This window comes from Nocardia sp. NPDC003693, assembly GCF_053981095.1.
The window spans coordinates 43,630-63,676 of sequence record NZ_JBSFNO010000042.1 but is presented as its reverse complement, the minus strand read 5'-3'; the positions used below and the strand labels follow the sequence as shown (position 1 = coordinate 63,676).

At 69.8% G+C, this 20,047-nt stretch carries 19 protein-coding genes; 13 read left to right on the top strand and 6 right to left on the bottom strand.

The window, feature by feature from the left end:
* Positions 1-113: 113 nt before the first annotated feature.
* Both ACWDOP_RS32610 and ACWDOP_RS32605 read left to right on the top strand, forming a co-directional pair.
* Entirely contained in the window at positions 114-293 is a 180-nt protein-coding gene (locus ACWDOP_RS32610) for a hypothetical protein (RefSeq protein WP_454208078.1), read from the top strand.
* 453 nt (positions 294-746) lie between these two features.
* Positions 747-1,421: a hypothetical protein gene (locus tag ACWDOP_RS32605; protein ID WP_456348121.1), complete on the top strand. Its 675-nt coding sequence runs from the start codon at positions 747-749 to the stop codon at positions 1,419-1,421.
* Positions 1,422-1,479: 58 nt separating this feature from the next.
* Here the strand turns inward: ACWDOP_RS32605 and ACWDOP_RS32600 are convergent, their stop codons facing one another.
* The 3 genes from ACWDOP_RS32600 to ACWDOP_RS32590 form a co-directional block, all read right to left on the bottom strand.
* Positions 1,480-2,241, bottom strand: a complete 762-nt coding sequence (locus tag ACWDOP_RS32600; protein ID WP_456348120.1) for an ABC transporter ATP-binding protein — start codon at positions 2,239-2,241, stop codon at positions 1,480-1,482.
* Between the two features lie 67 nt (positions 2,242-2,308).
* Entirely contained in the window at positions 2,309-3,334 is a 1,026-nt protein-coding gene (locus ACWDOP_RS32595) for a FecCD family ABC transporter permease (protein ID WP_456348119.1), read from the bottom strand.
* Positions 3,331-4,377: an ABC transporter substrate-binding protein gene (locus ACWDOP_RS32590; RefSeq protein ID WP_456348128.1), complete on the bottom strand. Its 1,047-nt coding sequence runs from the start codon at positions 4,375-4,377 to the stop codon at positions 3,331-3,333. The genes ACWDOP_RS32595 and ACWDOP_RS32590 overlap by 4 nt, the downstream gene beginning before the upstream one ends.
* A 286-nt stretch (positions 4,378-4,663) precedes the next feature.
* On the opposite strand from ACWDOP_RS32590, the gene ACWDOP_RS32585 reads away from it, so the two are divergent.
* The 4 genes from ACWDOP_RS32585 (at position 4,664) to ACWDOP_RS32570 (ending at position 7,757) form a co-directional block, all read left to right on the top strand.
* Entirely contained in the window at positions 4,664-5,737 is a 1,074-nt protein-coding gene (locus tag ACWDOP_RS32585; protein ID WP_456348118.1) for an alpha/beta fold hydrolase, read from the top strand.
* Positions 5,738-5,784: 47 nt separating this feature from the next.
* Positions 5,785-5,949, top strand: coding sequence for a hypothetical protein (locus ACWDOP_RS32580; RefSeq protein WP_454208073.1), 165 nt, complete (start codon positions 5,785-5,787; stop codon positions 5,947-5,949).
* Between the two features lie 239 nt (positions 5,950-6,188).
* Positions 6,189-6,533 carry a hypothetical protein gene (locus tag ACWDOP_RS32575; protein ID WP_454208072.1) on the top strand — a complete coding sequence of 115 codons (345 nt, stop codon included), beginning with the start codon at positions 6,189-6,191 and terminating at the stop codon, positions 6,531-6,533.
* 810 nt (positions 6,534-7,343) lie between these two features.
* Positions 7,344-7,757, top strand: a complete 414-nt coding sequence (locus ACWDOP_RS32570) for a hypothetical protein (protein WP_454208071.1) — start codon at positions 7,344-7,346, stop codon at positions 7,755-7,757.
* Positions 7,758-7,830: 73 nt separating this feature from the next.
* On the opposite strand, the gene ACWDOP_RS32565 is transcribed toward ACWDOP_RS32570, so the two are convergent.
* Complete coding sequence (locus ACWDOP_RS32565) at positions 7,831-10,158, bottom strand: galactose oxidase-like domain-containing protein (protein ID WP_456348117.1); 2,328 nt, start codon at positions 10,156-10,158, stop codon at positions 7,831-7,833.
* Positions 10,159-10,335: 177 nt separating this feature from the next.
* On the opposite strand from ACWDOP_RS32565, the gene ACWDOP_RS32560 reads away from it, so the two are divergent.
* On the top strand, positions 10,336-10,554 hold the full coding sequence (locus ACWDOP_RS32560; protein WP_454208069.1) for a heavy-metal-associated domain-containing protein: 219 nt from the start codon (positions 10,336-10,338) through the stop codon (positions 10,552-10,554).
* Between the two features lie 96 nt (positions 10,555-10,650).
* Entirely contained in the window at positions 10,651-12,015 is a 1,365-nt protein-coding gene (locus tag ACWDOP_RS32555) for an MFS transporter (protein ID WP_456348116.1), read from the top strand.
* A gap of 111 nt (positions 12,016-12,126) precedes the next feature.
* Here the strand turns inward: ACWDOP_RS32555 and ACWDOP_RS32550 are convergent, their stop codons facing one another.
* Positions 12,127-13,680 carry an amino acid permease gene (locus ACWDOP_RS32550; RefSeq protein WP_456348115.1) on the bottom strand — a complete coding sequence of 518 codons (1,554 nt, stop codon included), beginning with the start codon at positions 13,678-13,680 and terminating at the stop codon, positions 12,127-12,129.
* Between the two features lie 219 nt (positions 13,681-13,899).
* Here ACWDOP_RS32550 and ACWDOP_RS32545 point away from each other — a divergent pair, with 219 nt between their 5' ends.
* Entirely contained in the window at positions 13,900-14,313 is a 414-nt protein-coding gene (locus ACWDOP_RS32545; RefSeq protein WP_454208066.1) for a hypothetical protein, read from the top strand.
* Positions 14,314-14,439: 126 nt separating this feature from the next.
* Here the strand turns inward: ACWDOP_RS32545 and ACWDOP_RS32540 are convergent, their stop codons facing one another.
* Entirely contained in the window at positions 14,440-15,381 is a 942-nt protein-coding gene (locus tag ACWDOP_RS32540; protein ID WP_454208065.1) for a M23 family metallopeptidase, read from the bottom strand.
* A gap of 457 nt (positions 15,382-15,838) precedes the next feature.
* On the opposite strand from ACWDOP_RS32540, the gene moxR1 reads away from it, so the two are divergent.
* The 4 genes from moxR1 (at position 15,839) to fabG1 (ending at position 20,034) form a co-directional block, all read left to right on the top strand.
* A complete protein-coding gene (gene moxR1, locus ACWDOP_RS32535; RefSeq protein ID WP_454208064.1) occupies positions 15,839-17,035 on the top strand; it encodes a chaperone MoxR1 in 1,197 nt (398 codons plus the stop codon).
* Between the two features lie 26 nt (positions 17,036-17,061).
* The gene (locus ACWDOP_RS32530; RefSeq protein ID WP_454208063.1) at positions 17,062-18,036 is read left to right on the top strand and encodes a DUF58 domain-containing protein; all 975 of its coding nucleotides are present in this window, start codon (positions 17,062-17,064) and stop codon (positions 18,034-18,036) included.
* Positions 18,033-19,037 (top strand): VWA domain-containing protein, encoded by a 1,005-nt coding sequence (locus tag ACWDOP_RS32525; protein ID WP_454208062.1) that lies wholly within the window; start codon positions 18,033-18,035, stop codon positions 19,035-19,037. Before ACWDOP_RS32530 ends, ACWDOP_RS32525 begins: the two co-directional genes overlap by 4 nt.
* 280 nt (positions 19,038-19,317) lie before the next feature.
* Complete coding sequence (gene fabG1 / locus ACWDOP_RS32520) at positions 19,318-20,034, top strand: 3-oxoacyl-ACP reductase FabG1 (protein WP_456348114.1); 717 nt, start codon at positions 19,318-19,320, stop codon at positions 20,032-20,034.
* The last annotated feature ends 13 nt before the right edge of the window (positions 20,035-20,047 follow it).

Below are 20,047 nucleotides of genomic sequence, written 5' to 3'. Positions count from 1 at the left end.
GGCGCCGCCCGGAATCCGTCGCGCCGATCGGCTGCGGGCCCGGGCGCGTGCGGGCATGCTATGGCGGTGGCCCCGGCGGTCGGTGCGGGGCGCGGAAATGTAGGAGTACGACTGTGGGTAGCGGCAACGACGAGCAGCACACCGAGGTCCGGGTCGTGGGCTTCCAGGTGAACACGAAGAACCTCACCCGCGCGCTGGTGACCTCCGAAGGTGAGGCGCACCGGACCGTGGTGCGGGTTCCGCTGCTCGGGCTGATCCGCCGCCTGCTGTCTGCCGAGCCTCCGAAGCGGTGATCGTTGCGGCTCGGGCGATCCCGGCCGGTATGGCGTAACCCGTTTCCGGCCTGCAGGACGTCCGAGGCGAGTTCTGCGGCCGGTGACCGCGAAGACCCGCCCTCCTGTTCGAGGGTGCTGCCTGGGATGGGTTTCTCGCCGGCCCGCGGGGCGGGCGCTGGACCGCTGAGGGCCGACGCGCGGGTGGGTGTTCGCGCCTCGTGCGTTCCCCTCTACCGCACGAGGCGGGCCCCGTCCGAGGTCAGGCAGACACGCTCGGACGGGGCTTCCACCCTGTCGGTCCCGGGGCGTGTGGGGCCGACACCGGGAAACTCTATGCTCGCCGGTAGCTGGATGACCATGCTCTGTTGTGCCTCCGATGCTGACATCCCGTGCCTGCTCGGTCGCTCGGTTGTCCGGGGTATGCGCTAACGTTCCCCGCGAGAACGGCACGGAGGGGTTGTGAGCAGGGCGATGGAACGTACGTATCTGATCGAAATCGATTCGGCGGCAGCGCGAGCGGGGGATCGCGACAGCATCGGCGGATGGCCGGTACTCGACCCCGGACAGCAGGTGCCGGTGTGTGACTGCGGCATCACGATGGCCCTGTACTTCCAGCTCGAAGTCCCCGCCGACCTACCGCATTTCGGCGGCGATCAGCTGCTGGTGTTCCAGTGCCCGGTGGACAGCGATGCCGCGTTCGATCCCGAACCGCAACTGCCCGAGCGGTATTGGGAGACGCCGCTGGCCAACGACTCGAGATTCTGGCGAATCCTGCTTCAGCACGCCGGAACTCCCCGTCCCGATCGCGACCCGTACTTCGCGCCGCGCCGCCTGTCGCTGGCCGGGCATACCGACTGGGATCCGGATCCGGACTACAGCGGTCCGCTCCAGGGCTTCAAGGTCGGCGGCGCAGCGTACTGGGTGCAGGACGCGCCGGCGGTCCGCTGTGCCTGCGGTGCGGACATGACCTTCCTGTGCCAGGTCACCGAGGACTTCACGTTCCGCGATTACCTCGATCCGGATCGTGCGGAATCGCTGGTGTGCGACGGCATCGACGACGGCTTGCTGCTGGGCAATCAGGTCTACATTCTCGCCTGCCCGGCGCGTTGCGATCCCGCCGCCGTCGTGCCGGTCTGTCAGAACTGAAGTGCGACAGCGCGTCCCGGTGACATCCGCCGGGACGCGACACCGCTCGATCGCGCCGTCACCCGGGCAGGAACCGCACCGAGGTGTTCCCCTCGTCGGTGACCTCGACCCGGCACCGCACGTGATACACCTCCGCGATCAACTGTTCGGTCAGCACTTCGGGGGGCGGGCCGGTCGCCACGACGCGACCGCGATCCAGGACGATGAGCACATCGCAGAACATGGCGGCCAGGTTCAGATCGTGCAGGGCCAGGATCGCGGTCACCGGCAGCGCGCGCACCAGGGTGAAGATCTCGAGCTGGTGGGCGATGTCGAGGTGGTTGGTCGGCTCGTCCAGCAGTAGTTCGCGCGGCTCCTGGGCCAGGGCGCTCGCGATCAGCGCCCGCTGGCGCTCGCCGCCGGAGAGGGTGTGCCAGCGCCGAGTCGCCTTGTGCGTCAGGCCCGCCGCCTCGAGCGCCCGTTCGACGGCGGAGGTGTCCGCGGCCGAGTCACCGCCGAAAACCCCGCGATGCGGAATGCGCCCGAGGCGAACCACGTCCAGGACGGTCAGATCCAGATCGGTGTCCGCGTGCTGCCCGACCAGCGCGATGCGCCGCGCGAGCTGCCGCCGCCGAATCTCGTGCAGCTCCGCGTCATCGAGCAGCACCCGCCCGGTGTCGGCCCGGTCGAGCCCGGCCAGCAGCCGCAGCAGCGAGGACTTCCCCGAACCGTTCGGCCCGAGCAGCCCCACGGTCGAGCCCGGCTTGGGGTCGAGCGTGACCCCGTCCAGCACCAGCCGCCCGGATCGGGTCCAGGACACCTCGAGCGCGCGCAACGTCATTCGACGATCTCCGTCCGTGCGACAGCGCCCGAGCCCGGCGTGATGACGTTCGCACCGCGGGCCCGGCTCATGTGAGCTGCCTGCGCCGGCGGGCGAGCAGGACCGCGAAGGCCGGGACACCCAGCAGTGCGGTCACCACGCCGACCGGCACCTCCCGCGCCCCGAAGAGGCTGCGCGCCAGCGTATCCGCCCACACCATGAAGACCGCGCCGGTCAGGATCGTCACCGGGAGCAGGCGGGCGTGGCCGGGGCCGACCAGGAAACGCGCGACGTGCGGCAGCACCAGGCCGACGAAACCGATCGCGCCGGCCGAACTCACCAGGGTCGCGGTCACCACGGCGGTGACGAGCAGCAGTATCACGCGGGTGCGGCCCACCGCGACACCGAGTCCGGCGGCCGCGTCCGCGCCGAAGGCGAAGGCGTCCAGGGTCGGCGCGTACCAGAGGCAGAGCACGCAGCCGACGCCGACCACGACGGCGCAGAGCGTGACATCGGTCCAGCCGGCCCCGGCGAGCGAGCCGAGCAGCCAGAACAGGATGCCGCGGGTCTGCTCGGCATCGGCCGAGGCCAGCACCACCAGTGAGGTCAGGGCCGAGAACAATTGGGTGCAGGCCACACCGGCGAGGATGACCCGGTCCGGGGTGCCGCCCGCGCCGTAGGCCAGGGCCAGCATGAGCGCGAACGACAGCACCGCGCCCAGGAACGCGCCCCCGGACAGGCTCAGCGCGCCCGCGCCGACGCCGAGCACCGCGACCAGTACGGCCCCGGTCGACGCGCCCGAGGACACCCCCAGCACGAACGGATCCGCCAGCGGATTGCGCAGCAGCGACTGCAGAATCGCCCCGCACAGCGCGAGCCCGGCCCCGCACAGCGCGGCCAGCAGCGCCCGGGGCAGGCGCAACTGCCACACGATGCCGTCGGTCAACCGGCTTGCCCCGGAAGTACCGAGCCCGAGATGCTGCCCGATCACGCTGTACGCATCGCGCAGCGACACGTTCGCCGGGCCGATCGACACCGTGATCGCGATCGAGACGATCAACAGGACGGCCGACACCGCGCAGATGGGCGCGGCCGCGCGCCGGGCGACGGTCAACGCGCCGCGGTCAGACCGGTGGCCAGCTTCTCGATGGCGTCGATCTCGCGGATGCCGGGATCGAGCTCCGAGCCGGTCATCACCACGTAGCGCTTGTTCCGCACCGCCCGCATCTGCCGGGTGGCCGGATTCGTTTCCAGGAACTCGATTTTCGTGGTGAGCGCGTCGCCGTCGATCCGCTTGCGGCTCAGGTCCGCCAGCACCAGCACCTCGGGATCGGCGGCCACCACCGCCTCCCAGCTGATCTCGGGCCAGTCCTCGCGCTGGTCCGCGAAGACGTTGCGGGCGCCCACCTCGCGGGCGTACATGCCCGGCGCGGAACAGCATCCGGCGATGTAGGGCGTCTTGATGCCGGAGAACCAGAACGCGACGGTCGGCTCGGGCGAGGTCTTCGCGCTCTCGGTGGCGGTCCGGAGCCGCCCGCGCAGCTGGTCGACGAGTTGCGCGCCCCGCTCCTGGACGTCGAAGATACGCGCCAGCTCGGTGATCTCCTGGAAAAGGGTGTCGACTTCGAGCGGCGCTGTGCGCGTGACGGTTTCGCCGTCGACGGTCGCCCCGGTGCACACCGACGGCGACTGGTAGGTGGGAATGCCCAGCTGGGCGAACCGCGAGCGCTCGGCGACCACGGCGGGGGTGAAGGTGTGCGCGCTGGCCGAGGTCACGATGTCGGGTTCGGTGGCCAGCACGGCCTCGAGCGAGGGGTCGTTGTCGGCCAGCCGGGGCACCTTCGCGTTGTCGGCGGTCAGGTTCGGCAGGACCGGGTCGAACCAGGTCGAGGTGCCGACCATGCGATCGGCCAGGCCCAGCGAGAGCAGAATCTCGGTCGAGGCCTGGTACAGCGAGGCCGCGCGGTCGGGCGCGCGGTCGAAGGTGACCTGGACGCCGCAGTTCTCCAGGGTGAACGGATAGCTCGTACGGCCGGGCGCGGCGGTGACAGCGTCGGTGGTCTCGGCCGCGTCCGAGGAGTTCCCGCACGCGCTCAGCCCGGTGACCAGGCACAGTGCCCCGAACACCGACAGCAGGCGCACCGCTCGCGTCGTCATCATGCGAAGAACCGTACCAACCGGAATTGTTCGAAAGCTCCAGCGCATCCGGGTGGTGTGCTCGGCGTTCGCGGCGGCCGGCGGGCGGGCCGGTCGGCCCGGGTCGGGCTGTGTGAATGCCCGGATCAGCGCGGGTTGCGGTGTCGGAGAACGGGTTCGATGTGATCCCCGGGCGAGTGTGAGGTCGCGCACCTCGGCCCGTCAGGATTTACCTGTTACGGACAGTCTCGATAAACTCCGGTGATCGTTCCGCCGGCCCGCGGAACCCAGGCGTAGAGGAGAACCGGTGGTCGCGAACGTCGCTGAACTGCCGCGCGCTGTCCGCAATCTGTGGTCGGCCTCGTTCGGCGGCGGCATCGAGCCGCCGCGCCCGGCCCCGAGCGTGTCCATCGAACGCCGTCGGCACGCGGATCTGCGCCGCTACGAGACGCCGGAATCCGGCACGCCGCGCGGCATCACCGCCCTGCCGCGCACCGGTCAGCCGGTACTGCTCGTGCCCCCGCTGGGCTCGACCCCGGCGTGTTTCGATCTGCGTCCGGGTCAGAGCCTGGTCCGGCACCTGATCGCACGGGGCAAACAGCCCTACGTCATCGACTACGGCGAGTTCACCTCCGCGGATCGTGATCTGGGACTGGAGGATTGGACGCACGACATCGTGCCCGAGGCGGTGCGGCGGGTGGCCGCCGAGCACGAGGGCCCGGTGCACCTGATCGGCTGGTCGCTGGGCGGGGTGCTGGCCATGCTGGCCGGGGCCGCGCACGCGGACCTGCCGATCGCCTCGATCACCGCGCTCGCGCCCCCGATCGACCAGCGGCACACCGTCTTCCTCGGCCCGATCCGCCAGGCCGGACGGCTCACCGGCGGCCGCGAGGTCGCGTGGGCCACCAGGCTCATGGGCGGCATTCCCCGGGAGTTCGTGCGCATCGGCTTCCGGATCCAGGCCCTCGAGCGCGAGCTGACGCGCCCGCTGTTCCTGGCCCGCAACGCCCACGACGCCGAGGCGCTGGCCCGGATGACGGCCGTGGACCGCTTCACCGCGTCCATGCCCGGGTATCCCGGCCGCTCGTACTGGCAGATCTACCGCAGCCTGATCCTGCGCAACGAACTCGCCGACGGCGTCATCCGGCTGCGCTCGGATCTCACCGTCGAACTCGCCAAGCTCACCTGCCCGGTCCTGCTGATCGGCAGCCGCACCGATGTGCTGGTGCCCGCCGCGGGCGTGCGCCGGGGGCTGGACATCCTCACCGGCTCGCCGGAGGTGCGCTTCACCGAGGTCACCGGCGGCCACCTGGGCCTGGTGGTCGGCCCGGACGCCGCGACCACCACCTGGCCCGCCATCCTCGAATTCCTCGACCGCTGAACAGTTCTCACCCCCTCGATTCCCAACCCCGACGAAGTGGATGAATCATGATCGAGCCCACCACCCTGCTGCTGCCCCTCGGAATCTGGGCCACCCTGCGCGCCGCCGCGGCGCTTGGCGGCGGCGCGGACCTGGACTACCGCCAGCACGAACAGCGCACCGCCTACGCCCAGCGCGAGGTGCGGCGCGATCTGATCGGCGCTCGCGACTGACGGGTCGCGCGGGCGCGCCGAGCGCGTCGGGCCCCGGCGGCGATCTTTCGCGAGCCGGGGCTGTCGCGCGGCGCATGAAGTGCGGCACAACCATTCGCGATACGCGGGCGTTCACCCCGTGATTCGGGCAAACCGCGCGGATACCGGCACCCGCCCCGCGTGGTGACACCCATTCCCCGTCGATCGGTGAGAGTGTGCGTGGCATGACGGCTTATCCGACTGAAACGCAATTGCTTTCATTGACGACGGAGGTTGCCGACGCGGTGTCGGATGCGGTGAACGCGCGAGCGGTCGCCGAGTCCGGAATGGATCTACCCCCGTTGGTGTGGGTGTGGCGGCGCGGGGTGTACTCGCTGCCCTACGCCGAACAGCAGGAGACCGAGGAGTTTCGCGGCCGGGTCGCACCGGCGGAGCAACCCGAATGGACCGATCGCTACCTGCTGGCCTGGGCCCAGGCGCTGTGCCTGACCGACGCCACCACCGATGTCGAGTCCCAGCACGGCCGGCGTACGTACACCGGTTTCCTCGCGGGCTCGCGCATCCGGATCACCGGCCGCACCGAAATCGCTTACGCGCCGGTGTGATTCGTCTCGGTCCGGCGTTGACATGCCCGGGGCTGGACCGGCGACCCTGATGTCGCGCCGCGGCCGGTGCGGCACGGCGGGTCGCCGGACCGCCTCGGCTCGGGCTCGCCGAGATGGTCGAGTCCCTTGTCGAGGGCTCGCCGTCGAACCAGCGGCAAACAGCGCCGCTACCCCCGGGAAACCCTGCGCCGGCCGGCCTTCATCCGCATCTCACAGCGATGCCGGTGCCTTTCACCGCGTACTGCGGCGACAGCGCCGGATTCGCGGAGTCCGGCCCGGAGATCGTCAATCCGCGCGGGTCGACTTCATCGCCGATGCCTCGGCGCTTGGACGCGGCTCACGCGGGCCCGCGCTGTGGTTCGCCGGGGCGGGTGCGCAATCGGCCGCGACCCGCGAACGCGTTACCTGCTACCAAGGGCGGCGGGGTCGGCGTAGCGCCCGGTGGCCGGAGATCGACAGCCGCGGCCGCGGGACCGGCGGATGCTGGGCCGACTCGCCCGGGCGGCGCGTCGAATCGGAGGACGCCTACGCCGGCGGGACATCGGGTGGCGCCGCGTGGCGTGTATGCGCTGACGGACGTCGGGCGGTGCCGAATCCACGGGCAAAATCGGGCAAATCGGGCGTGAATTGATCGACCGTCCCGGAGAGTTCGGGCGCGGCGCTCGCGGGGAGCGGGATCGGCGGTTGCCGACAACCCGATGGTTGCTAGGAGATTGCTCCTGGGAGAGGATGGGTGCGCGGCGCGCTTGCGCCGTGCTCATCCGATTGTGTACGCCGATCCGGTTTCCTAGCTCAGGAGGACGTAGATCTATGGCTTCTACTATTCGGAATCATCGCCGGTCCGCGCTCGTGCTGGCCGCTCTCGGAGCACTCGGGACGGCCGCCGTCATCGGCGCCGGGCCCGCGCTGGCCGAGAACGCCATCGACGTCAGCGGGGTCGGGCCCGCCAACGTGGGCATCGACTACAGCTGTGACGCGAACGCGGGCGTCACCGCCATCAGTGTCCTGGTCGGCGGGCCCAACGCCGAGCAGCCCTCGGCCACCGGCACCGAGACCTCCGTGGTCTGCGACGGCAAGCAGCAGACCACCGTGGTGACGCTCGCCGGCATCAACGGAGCCGACGGCACGCTGAAGGCGGGCGAGCAGGTGCAGGTGCGGGTCGCGCTGGTGGACAAGGCCGAGACCGTGATCACCGGGCAGAACAAGCTCGTCACCCTGGGATAGCAACCCGTCGAACCGACGCGTCGTGCGGCCGCCACATCCGATCCGGGTGTGGCGGCCGCACCCGTCGGACCGGTCAGTGCAGGCGCAGCCACCGCCCGATCGACGGCGTGCCCGCCTCGTCCACCACGAACACCAGGTACCAGCCGGGCGGCGCGAGGGCGGGATTGCCGGGCATGGTCAGGGTGAGCGCGTCCGCGGGACCGCTGAACTCGAGGTCGATCAGCCGCTGCTCGTTGTCGCACGAGTGCGTGCACGCGCCGGGGCGCACGAGGCTCGCCTCGCGGATCGGGCCGCCGGTCGTCGCGACGATCGAACCCCCGTAGGCCGCTTCGTCGGCGGACAGCGTCAGCACCGGGCGCGTCTCGGCGAAAAGATAGGGCGGCCAATAGATCTCGATCCGGAGCTCCTCGGTCTTGCGCGCCGGATTGGAGCCCGCGGTGACGACCTTGCCCTCGGGGGTGAGCAGGGCGATCGAATGATAGAGGCGCGGGACGCGGCAGGGCGCGGTGTGCATCCAGGAATCGTCGGCGGGGGAGTAGATCTCGCCGTGCGGTGGGGCGGCGTGCGCCATCTCCTCCATGCCCGAGCCGCCGGTGGCCAGCACGGTCCGATCGGGCAGCAGCACCGCGCTCAGGTGCATGCGCGCGTGATCCATGGGCCGCACCGCCTCGTATCGCGGGTGCGCGGCCGAGGTGTCCACGACCCGCGCGTCGGCCAGTGCCGGTGCGGGACTGTGCATGTCGTAGCCACCGCCGCCCAGGATGAGCACGCGCTGATCCTGGGCGGGCGGCAGCAGCACGCTGGCAGCCTGGTTGCGCGAGCCGGGATCGGTCAGTCCGGGCACCTCGGTGACGGCCCCGGTCGCCGGATCCCACAGTGACGGTCGCACGCCGTTGTTCCCGCCGTACTGCCCGCCGGTGTAGAACAGCCGCCCGTCGGCCAGCAGGACGAGATGGCCGTACATGGGAATCGGGCCGGGAACCGGCAGCGGCGACCAGGTTTCGGTGCCGACGTCGAACAGCTCCGGCACCACCGACAGGAAGTTGTCGGCCCCGAGCCCGGAGACGGCGACGATGTTGCCGTCCGGCAGCGCCGCCAGGGACGGGTACCAGCGGCCGAAGGCCATGTCCGGCACGGCGTTCCAGGTCAGATCGGCCGGATCGAAGATCAGCGCGTCGGGCAGGCCGTAGAACGGGTCGTAGTGCCCGGTACCGCCGGCGGCCAGCAGCCGGCCGTCGGGCAGGAACGCCTGTCCCACGCAGAACAGATCGATCGGGGTGTCCGGCGCGCTGAATCCCGGATTCGGGTAGTGCCACACGCGGGTCCGGAACTGCTGTGCCGCATGGTGTTCGGGATCGTTGCCGGATCCGGCGAAGAACAGGATGTCGCCGGTGTGCAGCAGTGCGGCGTGCACCGGATTGATCTCGGTGTCGAAATCGAGGATGCGCCACAGCCCGTGGTGGGCGGCGTGCCCGAGATCGGTCTCCAGTTCGAGGGTCCGCAGGTAGCCGGCGTTGGGTCCGTCCGGGGCGTCGATCACGCACAGCACGAGTTCCGGGGCCGGGCCGCCGGTGTCGAGCAGAGCCGTTGCCGCGCCCTGGTTCTCGGCGAAACGCCAGGGCGTCGTCGTCCATCCGCTCCAGCCGTCGATCGCGTGCCCGCTGCCGTCCAGGCCCCAGCCGATGGTGTAGACGCCGGTGTTGGGGCCGTCGGGATTGTCGACCGTGAACACCAGCAGTTCCGGTCTGCCGTCGCCGTCCAGATCGGCGGCCGCGATCCCCGCGCCCTGGTTCTGCCACCCGTACCAGTCCGGCACCGCCACCCACGGCGTCCACGCGGCGACCGTTCCGTCCGCAGTCAGGCCCTTGGCCAGGCGGAACTGCCCGGAGTTCTGTCCCGGTGGATTGTCCACGGTCAGCACCACGAGGGTGGCCTGTCCGTCGACGACGGTGAGGCAGATGTCGGCGCCCTGGTTCTCCCAGCCGTACCAGTCGGGCACGGGCAGCCACGGCGTCCAGCCGCCGGTGACCGCGCCGTCGGCGGCCAGGTCGCGGCCGATGCGGTAGTAGCCCTGGTTCTGGCCCGGCGGGTTGTCCACGACGAACACCACCAGGTCGAACGTGCCGTTGCCGCTCAGGTCGGCGACGGCGATGCCCGCGCCCTGGTTCTCCCAGCCGAACCAGTCCGGCACCGCCCGCCACGGCCCCCACGCGCGCACCGAGCCGTCGGGGCGCAGGCCAGCGCCGATCCGGTAGAGGCCGGCGTTCTGTCCCACGGGATCATCGACCATGAGCACCACCACGTCGGGCTCGCCGTCGCCGTCGACATCACCGATCGCGATACCGCAGTCCTGGTTCTGCCACGCGAACCACTCCGGAATCGGTACGAATTCTCCCGCCACACTTCGATACTCGCCGATCGCGTGCGATCTCGCCCGTCGACCGGCGAGGTTGTCCGGGGCTGCCCGAACGGTGCGAACCGGACGAGTTCACATACCCCTAGGGGGTAGGGGTTTACTTTCGTTCGATTTCGTCGTACGGTCTCCTCGGGAAAGCCCCGCGGCACAAGGAGGAGCGATATGAGCGCCGAGACGAGTACGAGCACCTACACCGTTTCCGGAATGTCCTGTGGCGGCTGCGTAGGCAAGGTCAAGAACGAGATCGGGAAGCTCGAAGGCATCGACGGCGTGGACATCGAACTCGCCACCGGCCGGATGACCGTCATCGGCGGCGCGCTCGATGACGACCTGATCCAGAACACCGTCCGAAACCTCGGCTACCAGCTCGTCCAGGACTGATTCCGCCCCGGGCGCCGATGCTCTCGGCGCCCGGGCCGGTGCCATTCTTGCGCCCTGGACGCGATGCGCGGCCCCTTCCCGGAAGGACCGACCCCGATGATTACCGCACTCCTGCGCAATCGTGACTACCTGCGGCTGTTCACCGCCCAGGTGTCCGCCCTGTTCGGCACCGGACTCACCACCGTCGCCCTGGGCCTGCTCGCCTACGAACTCGCCGGGGCGGACGCGACCGCCGTCCTGGGCACCGCCCTGACCATCAAGATGCTGGTCTACGTCACCGTGGCCCCGATCGTGGCCGCCTACGCCGACCGCCTCCCGCGCCGGGGATTCCTGGTCGCGCTCAACGTGATTCGCGCGCTGGTCGTGCTGGCTCTGCCCTTCATCGACCAGGTCTGGCAGATCTACGCGCTCATCGCCGTGCTGCAGACCGCCTCGGCCGCCTTCACCCCCACCTATCAGGCGATCATCCCGGACATCCTGCCGGACGAGCGCGACTACACCCGGGCGCTGTCGGCCGCGCAGCTGGCCGCGACCATGGAGACGCTGCTGAGCCCGATGCTGGCCGCCGCCGCGCTGCTGCTCATGAGCTACCACTGGTTGTTCGTCGGCACGGCGATCGGATTCGTGCTCTCGGCCGCGCTGGTGCTGGCGACCCGGATTCCGAGTGCCGGTGCGGTGAGCGCGGGCTCGTTCCGCGAACGCGTCGTGCTCGGCATGCGCATCTTCGCCGCCACCCCGCGCCTGCGCGGACTCATGGGGCTCAACCTGGTGGTCGCCGCGGCCGGCTCGGTGATCATGGTCAACACCGTCAACTATGTGCGCGACACCCTGGGCGGTACCCAGACCGGGGTGGCGATCCTGCTGGCGGCCAACGGTTTCGGCACCATGCTCAGCGCCCTGGCGCTGCCCCGGGTGCTCGATCGCGTCGACCCGCGCCCGGTCATGCTCACCGGCGCCGCCGTGCTGCTCACCGGACTCGGCTCGATCGTGGCGCTCTCGACCGCGCCGACCGGCGCATGGCGCTGGGGCGCGGCGCTGGCCGCGTGGGCGATCGTGGGCGCCGGCACCGCCGCGGTGCTGACGCCCACCGGGCAGGTGCTGCGTCGCTCCGCCCAGCCGGCCGATCGGCCCGCGCTGTTCGCCGCCCAGTTCTCGCTCTCGCACGTGGCCTGGCTGATCGCCTACCCGATCGCCGGATGGGTGACCGCGGGCGCCGGTTTCACCGCCGCCCTGGTGGCCCTGACCGCGCTCGCGGTGCTGGGAATCGGTGCGGCGGCGGGCATGTGGCCCCGCCACGATCCCGCCGAGATCACCCACCTGCACGCGGAGGGCACCATCGATCCCGCCCGCCTGGTCGACGCCGTCCGGGTGGGGGAGGGCATCTACCAGCACACCCACGCGTTCATCATCGACGCCGAACACCGGCGCTGGCCGCGTGGCCCGCTCGCCACGGTCGCGTAGCGCTCGCAACCCGCGGACCCTGCCGGCCTAACGCCCCATGGGAGACGATCCTCACGGATCGAGATCGCCGCCGGAAGTGATTCCGGCGGCGATCTTTTCGCCGGGTGGGCGTTACGCCGATTCCACGGCGGGCGCGCTCTCGGGCGGCTCGGCCACCGTTCGCTTGGGGCCGGTGAACCAGCGGCGCGCCGAGGCGAACCACCACACCGCGATCGCGCCCACCACCCCGACCAGGGTCAGCGGCGCGTAATTGACCGCGGTCCAGGTGAACTCGTCGTTCCACGGGTAGCCGCGGTCGTCCATCGGCAGGATGAACAGCAGGCTGATGAGCACGATCCAGACCAGGGCGACCGCGCCGACCGGGCGATACCAGCGGCCCAGTTGCCAAGGGCCGGTGTGGAATCGGCCGCCGTGCAGCTGACGCAGCAGAATCGGGATGCCGTAGGCGATGTACAGGCCGATGGTGGCGACCGAGGTGGCCGCGGCGTAGGCGGTCGGCGCGTTGGCCGCGGGCACCAGCATCGAGGGGATCAGCAGCACGAACGCGAAGAACGAGATGAACAACACCGCGTTCACCGGCACCTTGCGCGCCGAGAGTCGCGCCCACAGCGCCGAACCCGGCACCGCCCCGTCGCGGGCGAAGGCGAACAGCATCCGCGAGGCCGAGGTGACCGAGGCGTAGCCGCAGAACAACTGGGCGATCGCGGCGATCACCAGCAGCAGCCCGGACCAGAACGGGCTCAGCGCGTTCTCCAGGATGTAGATGACCGGATAGCCGCTGTTGAGCGCCGGATCCAGGGTCTTGTCCAGATCGCGGATCGCGAAGGTCACGGCCAGGATCAGCAGGTAGCCCGCCACCGCCGAGACGATGATCGTGTTGATGATGCCCTTGGCCGCCATCCGCGAGGCGTCGTGCGTCTCCTCGGACATGTGCGCCGAGGCGTCGTAGCCGGTGAAGGTGTACTGCGCGTGCAGCAGGCCCAGCAGGAAACTGAAGGCCACCCCGCCGAATCCGACGGCGCTGTTGTCCACGGTCTCGGTGAAGACCCAGCCCACGCTCTGATGGTGTTCGGCGCCGATTCCGAGCACCAGCACGAAGATGGCCACGCCGCCCACATGCCACCAGGCGGAAATGTTGTTGATGGCGGCGGACAGTTGCGGGCCTATCGCGTTCAATATCGCGTGCAGCACCAGAATGGCCGCGAACACCAAAAAGATTGCGGTGCGGTCGGTTCCGATTTCTATGCCGATCACATTGAGCACCGCGGTGGTGAAAATGGCGGCGCCGTAATCGATGGCGGCGGTGACCGCGATCTGCCCGATCAGATTGAACCAGCCGGTGAACCAGCCCCAGATGGGCCCGCCGAGTTCCGACGCCCACCAGTACAGGCCGCCGGAAGTCGGGTAGGCCGAGGCCAATTCGGCCATGGCCAGTCCGACGAACAGCACCATGAGCGAGACCAGCGGCCAGCCCCACGCCATGGTGATCGGCCCGCCGTTGGCCAGGCCGATGCCGTAGCTGGCCAGGCCGCCCGTGAGGATGGACACAATCGTGAAGCTGATGGCGAAGTTCGAGAACCCGGACCAGGACCGGGAAAGTTCCTGTTTGTAGCCGAGTTCGGCGAGGCGGCGTTCATCGTCGGACGGAGGAGAAGTAGCAGTCATTCGTGCTCCCGCGTGAAAACGCCGCTCGCGCACGGCGTTTGCCAGGAGATCAGTGTGCGGTAAGCGCGCCTGTCGCGCACGACAACGTGGAAACTGGTCGGTGTACGAATCGGGCCGCTACGGCGTGCCCGGCCGCCGGCGAGCGCCGGGGCCGAGTTGACGGCGGGGCCATTCGTGTGGAATATGCTTAGGCTAACCTATGCACAAGGAGACTTACCCATGATTCGCAAGTTCCTCGCGGCCTCGATGGCGACCGCCGGGCTGCTGCTGCCCGTGTCCGCCGCCGTGGTGCTCACCGCTCCCGTTGCGATCGCCGCTCCGGCCGCGCCTTCGGCCGGCGAGCTGCAGGGCAAGCTCCAGTCCGCGCTGAACGGCAATGCCTCCGAGCTCGAGTCGGGCAACGCCGCCGGCATCCAGGGTGTCGGCCGCACCATCGCCGCCATCCCCGGCTACAGCTGGGACATCGGCGGCCCGATCTCGGTGGACGGCGACGTGCTGAACGCGAACCTGAACAGCCGCCTCGGCGACCTCAACTACCCGATCCCGGTCACCTGGGTGAACGTCGGCGGCACCTGGAAGTTCTCGGCCGAGTCCGAGCAGCTGCTGATCGGCTACGCCTCGATGGCGGGCTAGTCACCCCACGCATCACCGACAACGGTCGGCGCACTGGAATCCAGTGTCGCCGACCGTTTGTCGTATCCGGGTGTGCGTTCGTACCGAGCCGCGCGGGTGCGCCCCGCGCGGCTCGGCCATACCGTGCTAGTCCGCGCCCCAGTGCTGTTCCATGATCACGCCCTTGGCGGCGAGCCAGGCCACGGGATCCATCTTGCCGCCGTTCTCGTCCCAGATCTCCAGGTGCAGATGCGGTCCGGTGGACTGGCCGCGGTTGCCGACCGAGGCGATCACGTCGCCCGCGTTCACCCGCTGCCCCTCCTGGGCGTAGATGTCGTTCACATGCCCGTAGACCGCGGTGGTGCCGTCGTCCTGCAGCACGCGCACCCACAGGCCGAAGCCCGAGGCCGGACCGGCCTCGATCACGGTGCCGCCCATGGCCGAGCGAATCGGGGTGCCCAGGGCGTCGGCGATGTCGACGCCGTAATGCATGGAGCCCCAGCGGGTTCCGAAGCCCGAGCTGATCTCGCCGCCGACCGGCAGGACCGCGGGCGCCGAGACCGGCGGGGCCAGCTGGGGAATCGCGGGCAACTGCGGAATGGCCGGCGCGGCCATCTGCTGGATGTTCTTGATGGCCTGTTCGGCCTGCGCCAGCGGTCCGCGAATCTCCTGGGGCAGATTCGCCAGACCGAAGGGCGCGGTCACCTCGGCCGCGGGGGCGGGCGCGACATCGCTGACGTCGCCCGGGGTTTCGGCGAAGACGGGCGCGGCCGGGGCGGCCGGCGGGGCCAGCTGCGGCACATAGGACGCGACCACGTCGACCGCGACCTGGAAGGGATTGGGCGCGACCGCGACCTCGGCCGCGTCGAGCGTGCCCTTGGCATCGGTGGGCGCGGCGGTCGCGGTGGCGGGGGTGAGCTGGACCGTGGTGGCGAGCAGCGCGCCCGCGGCGACGGCGGCGCCGGACAGGCCGCGCATGCCCCACGGCGAACCGCTGTCGGCGCGGTGACTGACCGCGCCGGCGGTGTCGGCTTCGCCGAGCAGGTCCAGGACGGATAGGGAACCGGGTGTCTCTCGGTGCAGCGGCACGGCACGTCCTCGGTAGATCAGCGAAGCAATCGGGGGGTCGGCGAACGCCGAATTCGATGTTGGTGTGGTGACGTTTCAGAAACTGTACCCAGGCGTGATCATTCCGTGTCCCTTTCGGTGAAATGCCCGGGCCTATTTTTCCGATGTGCTCTCGGGCCCCGGCCCGTCGCCGGTCCCGGACGCGCCCGAGCGCGGCGGATACCGGCGGGTTGCCGAACGTCCCGGTGACCGGCGTGCCCGAGCCGAGCTGGATCGGCGGCCGCGATCTCATCGTGATTCGACCCGGCGTTATAGCTAATGTGAATGCCCGGCCATTGTTCGGAGTTCGGGAATCCCGCGGGCGGCGTTCACCGATTTCGAGGCGGCTCGACACCCGCGATCGCAACCGGGTGCGGCGAACGCGCGGGATACCTGGAATAGTTGTGTCAGCACGCACAGGACCAAAGCGAAAGCGGGGATGTTGGTGACTTCGACTGATGGTGTGAGCGGGGTAAGCACGGTGAAGGACGCGCCGCCGCCGAACACCCTCGAGCGCGATGTCCAGACCCTGGAAAAGGCGATCTACGAAGTCAAACGAGTGATCGTCGGCCAGGATCGACTGGTCGAACGTTTGCTGGTCGGCGTGCTCGCGCGCGGCCACGTGCTGCTCGAGGGCGTGCCGGGTATCGCCAAGACCCTGGCCGTGGAAACGTTCGCAAAGGTGGTGGGCGGCAGCTTCTCCCGCGTGCAGTTCACCCCCGACCTGGTGCCGACCGACCTCGTCGGCACCCGCATTTACCGGCAGGGGCGCGAAGAGTTCGACACCGAGCTCGGCCCCGTCGTCGCGAACTTCGTCCTCGCGGACGAGATCAACCGCGCGCCGGCCAAGGTGCAGTCGGCGCTGCTCGAGGTCATGGCCGAACGGCACGTGTCCATCGGCGGCAAGACCTACCCGATGCCGAACCCGTTCCTGGTCATGGCGACTCAGAACCCCATCGAGAGCGAGGGCGTGTACCCGCTGCCCGAGGCGCAGCGCGACCGCTTCCTGTTCAAGGTGGTCGTGGACTACCCCTCCGTCGAGGAGGAGCGCGAGATCATCTACCGGATGGGCGTCACCCCGCCGGAGGCCAAGGCGATCCTGTCGCCCGAAGAGGTGGTGCGCCTGCAGAAGCTCGCCGCCAACACCTTCGTGCACCACGCGCTGGTGGACTACGTCGTGCGCGTCATCGCCGCCACCCGTAAGCCCGCCGAGTTCGGTATGCACGATGTCGCCGGCTGGATCTCCTACGGCGCCTCCCCGCGCGCCAGCCTCGGCATCATCGCCGCGGCCCGCGCGGTGGCGCTGATCCGCGGCCGCGACTACGTCGTGCCGCAGGACGTGGTCGAGGTGATCCCGGACGTGCTGCGGCACCGCCTGGTGCTCTCGTACGACGCGCTGGCCGACGAGATCTCGCCCGACGACGTGATCCGCCGCGTACTGCAGACCGTCGGTCTGCCGCAGGTCGCCCCGCAGGCCGTCGCCCCGGGTGCGAGCGCGCCCGCGCCGATCCCGTCCGCGCCGGCCGCCCCGCACGGCGGTGCGCCGCAGGGTATTCCGCAGCCGCCGCAGCAGAGCATCCCGCAGCCGCCCAACGGTCAAGTGCCCCAGGTCCCCGGCCAGCCCCAGCCTAAGTGAGGCGGGCCTCGGATCCGGTTGCGCCCGTGACGAACTCATCTCCCAGCGGTTCCCCGCACGCCCCGCCGTCGTTCCGGTCGGGCGAGCTGACCGACCCGCACCTGTCGGCCGCGCTCAAGACCCTCGAGCTCACCGTGCGCCGTCGCCTCGACGGCGTACTGCACGGTGATCACCTGGGCTTGATCCCCGGACCGGGTTCCGACGCCGGCGACGCGCGGATGTACCAGCCGGGCGACGATGTGCGCCAGATGGATTGGTCGGTCACCGCCCGTACCACGCACGCGCACGTGCGCCAGTCGATCGCCGATCGGGAGCTGGAGACCTGGCTGGTGGTGGACCTGTCCGCCAGCCTGGACTTCGGTACCGCGGCCTGTCAGAAGCGCGATCTCGCGGTGGCCGCGGCCGCCGCGGTCACCCATCTGACCAGCGGCGGCGGCAATCGCATCGGCGCGGTGGTCGCCAACGGCGAACAGCTGATCCGCATTCCGGCCCGCAGCGGCCGCGTGCACGCGCAGACCATGCTGCGCAAGATCGCCACCACCCCGCACGCCCGCGACGGGGTCCGCGGGGATCTGGCCGGGGCGATCGAGGCGCTGCGCCGTCCGCAGCGCAAACGCGGTCTGGCCGTGGTCATCTCCGATTTCCTCGGCGAGGTGAACTGGCAGCGTTCGCTGCGCGCCATCTCCGGCCGCCACGATCTGCTGGCGGTCGAGGTGCTGGACCCGCGCGATCTCGAACTGCCCGACATCGGCGATGTCGTGCTGCACGATCCCGAGACCGGCCGCACCCGCGAATTCAGTGTGACCCCTTCCCTGCGTGCGGATTTCGCACGCGCTGCCGAACGGCATCGCGTGCAGGTGGAGACGTCGCTGCGCAGCTGCGGCGCGCCGGTGATGAGCCTGCGCACCGATCGGGACTGGATCGCGGACGTGGTTCGATTCGTATCCACCCGGCGCCACACCTTCGGCGCCCCGACCTCCCGGCTGGTACCGCGACAGTGAGTATTTCAGGCTTCACTTCGTACATTTGGTTCCTGTTCCTCGCGGTGGTCGCGGCCCTCGCGCTGGGTTACGTGCTGGTGCAGCGCTCCCGGTGGCAGCACATGCTGCGCTTCAGCAACATGGAGCAGCTGGAGAAGGTCGCGCCGGCCCGGCCCGGCCCGCAGCGCCACATCCCGATGGCGCTGCTGCTGGTCGCCCTGGTCGCCTTCACCATCGGCGCGGCCGGTCCCACCGAGATCAAGAAGGTGCCGCGCAACCGCGCGACCGTGGTACTGGTGCTGGACGTTTCGCTGTCCATGGAGGCGACCGACGTGCCGCCCAGCCGTTTGCAGGTGGCGCAGGAGGCGGCCAAGGAGTTCGCCGACGGCCTGACCCCCGGCATCAACCTGGGGCTGGTCACCTTCGCGGGCACCGCCTCGGTGCAGATGTCGCCGACCACCAATCGGCAGGCGGTCAAGGCGGCCATCGACTCCATCAAGCTGGCCGAGCGGACCGCGACCGGCGAGGGCATCCTGACCGCGTTGCAGTCCATCGACACCCTGGCCTCGGTGCTGGGCGGCGCGGAGACCCCGCCGCCCGCGCGCGTGGTGCTCATGTCGGACGGTAAGCAGACCGTGCCCGCCGACGACGACGTGGACAATCCGCGGCACGGTTTCACCGCCGCGCGACTGGCCAAGGAGAAGGGGATTCCGGTCTCCACGATCTCCTTCGGCACCAGTTGGGGCACGGTGGAGATTCCGGATCAGGACGGCAAGGGCTCGCAGCGGGTCAAGGTGCCGGTCGACGACGACTCCCTGCGGGAGATCGCCAGGCTCTCGGGCGGCGAGTTCTACACCGCCCAGAGCCTGGAGGAGCTGACCCAGGTCTACGACACCCTCGAGGAGCAGATCGGCTTCGAGACCACCCGCGGCGACGCGTCGCGGCCGTGGATGTTGTTGGCGGGCTTGCTCGTCGCGGCGGGCGTGGGTGTGGGACTGATCCTGCGCCAGCGAATTCCGTAGCGGGATCATCGAACAGTGGCCGTCGCGCGAGTTTCTCGCGCGGCGGCCACTGTCGTTTTCACGGTCGCGGGGTGGGAATCCCATGATCATTCACAAGCGGTCATTCCAGACGAACGACGCATCCTACTGGTTTGAATGGGATCTGTTTCAGAAATGCGGGATCATGTCGCTGACCTGGGGTTCGCCGCACTCGAGGTAGGGTGTCGCGGCCCGCGCCGGGGAGAAGGAATTCCTCGCCCCAATGTAGGCAAAGGGAACGGCACCCGATAAGTTCTACGGCATGTCGAACACATCCAGGTCGGTTCTGGTTACGGGCGGCAATCGCGGTATCGGTCTCGCGGTTGCGCAGCGCCTTCTCGCCGACGGGCACAAGGTCGCCGTCACCCATCGTGGCTCGGGCGCGCCCGAAGGTCTGCTCGCGGTCAAATGCGATGTGACCGATGCGGCTTCGGTCGACGCGGCCTTCGCCGAGGTCGAGGCGAAGCAGGGTCCGGTCGAGGTCGTCGTGGCCAACGCCGGCATCGTGGAGAACACGCTCTTCATGCGCATGAGCGAAGAGGCTTTCACCAACGTCATCGACGCGAACCTCACCGGTGCGTGGCGAGTCGCCCAGCGCGCCAACCGCAACATGCTCAAGGGCCGCTGGGGTCGCGTGATCTTCCTCGGTTCGGTCGTCGGGCAGATCGGCGCGCCCGGTCAGGTCAACTACGCCGCCGCCAAGTCGGGTCTGGTCGGCATGGCCCGCGCCATCACCCGCGAGGTCGGCAAGCGCAACATCACCGCGAACGTGGTGGCCCCGGGTCTGATCGACACCGACATGACCCGCGAGGACATGACCCCGGAGATGCGCGAGAAGGCGCTCGAGTTCATCCCCGCCGGCCGCATCGGTCAGGCCGAGGACGTTGCCGGTGTGATCAGCTTCCTCGCCTCGGAAGACGCCTCCTACATCTCCGGCGCGATCATCCCCGTCGACGGCGGCATGGGCATGGGCCACTGAGCTTTTCGCTCCG

What these genes read in the sequence shown, in the direction of transcription:
- ACWDOP_RS32590 (WP_456348128.1), bottom strand. Translation starts at nt 4,377, where the DNA reads ATGACGACGCGAGCGGTGCGCCTGCTGTCGGTGTTCGGGGCACTGTGC.
- ACWDOP_RS32550 (WP_456348115.1), bottom strand. Translation starts at nt 13,680, where the DNA reads ATGACTGCTACTTCTCCTCCGTCCGACGATGAACGCCGCCTCGCCGAA.
- ACWDOP_RS32580 (WP_454208073.1), top strand. Translation starts at nt 5,785, where the DNA reads ATGATCGAGCCCACCACCCTGCTGCTGCCCCTCGGAATCTGGGCCACC.
- ACWDOP_RS32555 (WP_456348116.1), top strand. Translation starts at nt 10,651, where the DNA reads ATGATTACCGCACTCCTGCGCAATCGTGACTACCTGCGGCTGTTCACC.
- fabG1 (WP_456348114.1), top strand. Translation starts at nt 19,318, where the DNA reads ATGTCGAACACATCCAGGTCGGTTCTGGTTACGGGCGGCAATCGCGGT.
- ACWDOP_RS32570 (WP_454208071.1), top strand. Translation starts at nt 7,344, where the DNA reads ATGGCTTCTACTATTCGGAATCATCGCCGGTCCGCGCTCGTGCTGGCC.
- ACWDOP_RS32545 (WP_454208066.1), top strand. Translation starts at nt 13,900, where the DNA reads ATGATTCGCAAGTTCCTCGCGGCCTCGATGGCGACCGCCGGGCTGCTG.
- moxR1 (WP_454208064.1), top strand. Translation starts at nt 15,839, where the DNA reads ATGTTGGTGACTTCGACTGATGGTGTGAGCGGGGTAAGCACGGTGAAG.
- ACWDOP_RS32600 (WP_456348120.1), bottom strand. Translation starts at nt 2,241, where the DNA reads ATGACGTTGCGCGCGCTCGAGGTGTCCTGGACCCGATCCGGGCGGCTG.
- ACWDOP_RS32560 (WP_454208069.1), top strand. Translation starts at nt 10,336, where the DNA reads ATGAGCGCCGAGACGAGTACGAGCACCTACACCGTTTCCGGAATGTCC.
- ACWDOP_RS32605 (WP_456348121.1), top strand. Translation starts at nt 747, where the DNA reads ATGGAACGTACGTATCTGATCGAAATCGATTCGGCGGCAGCGCGAGCG.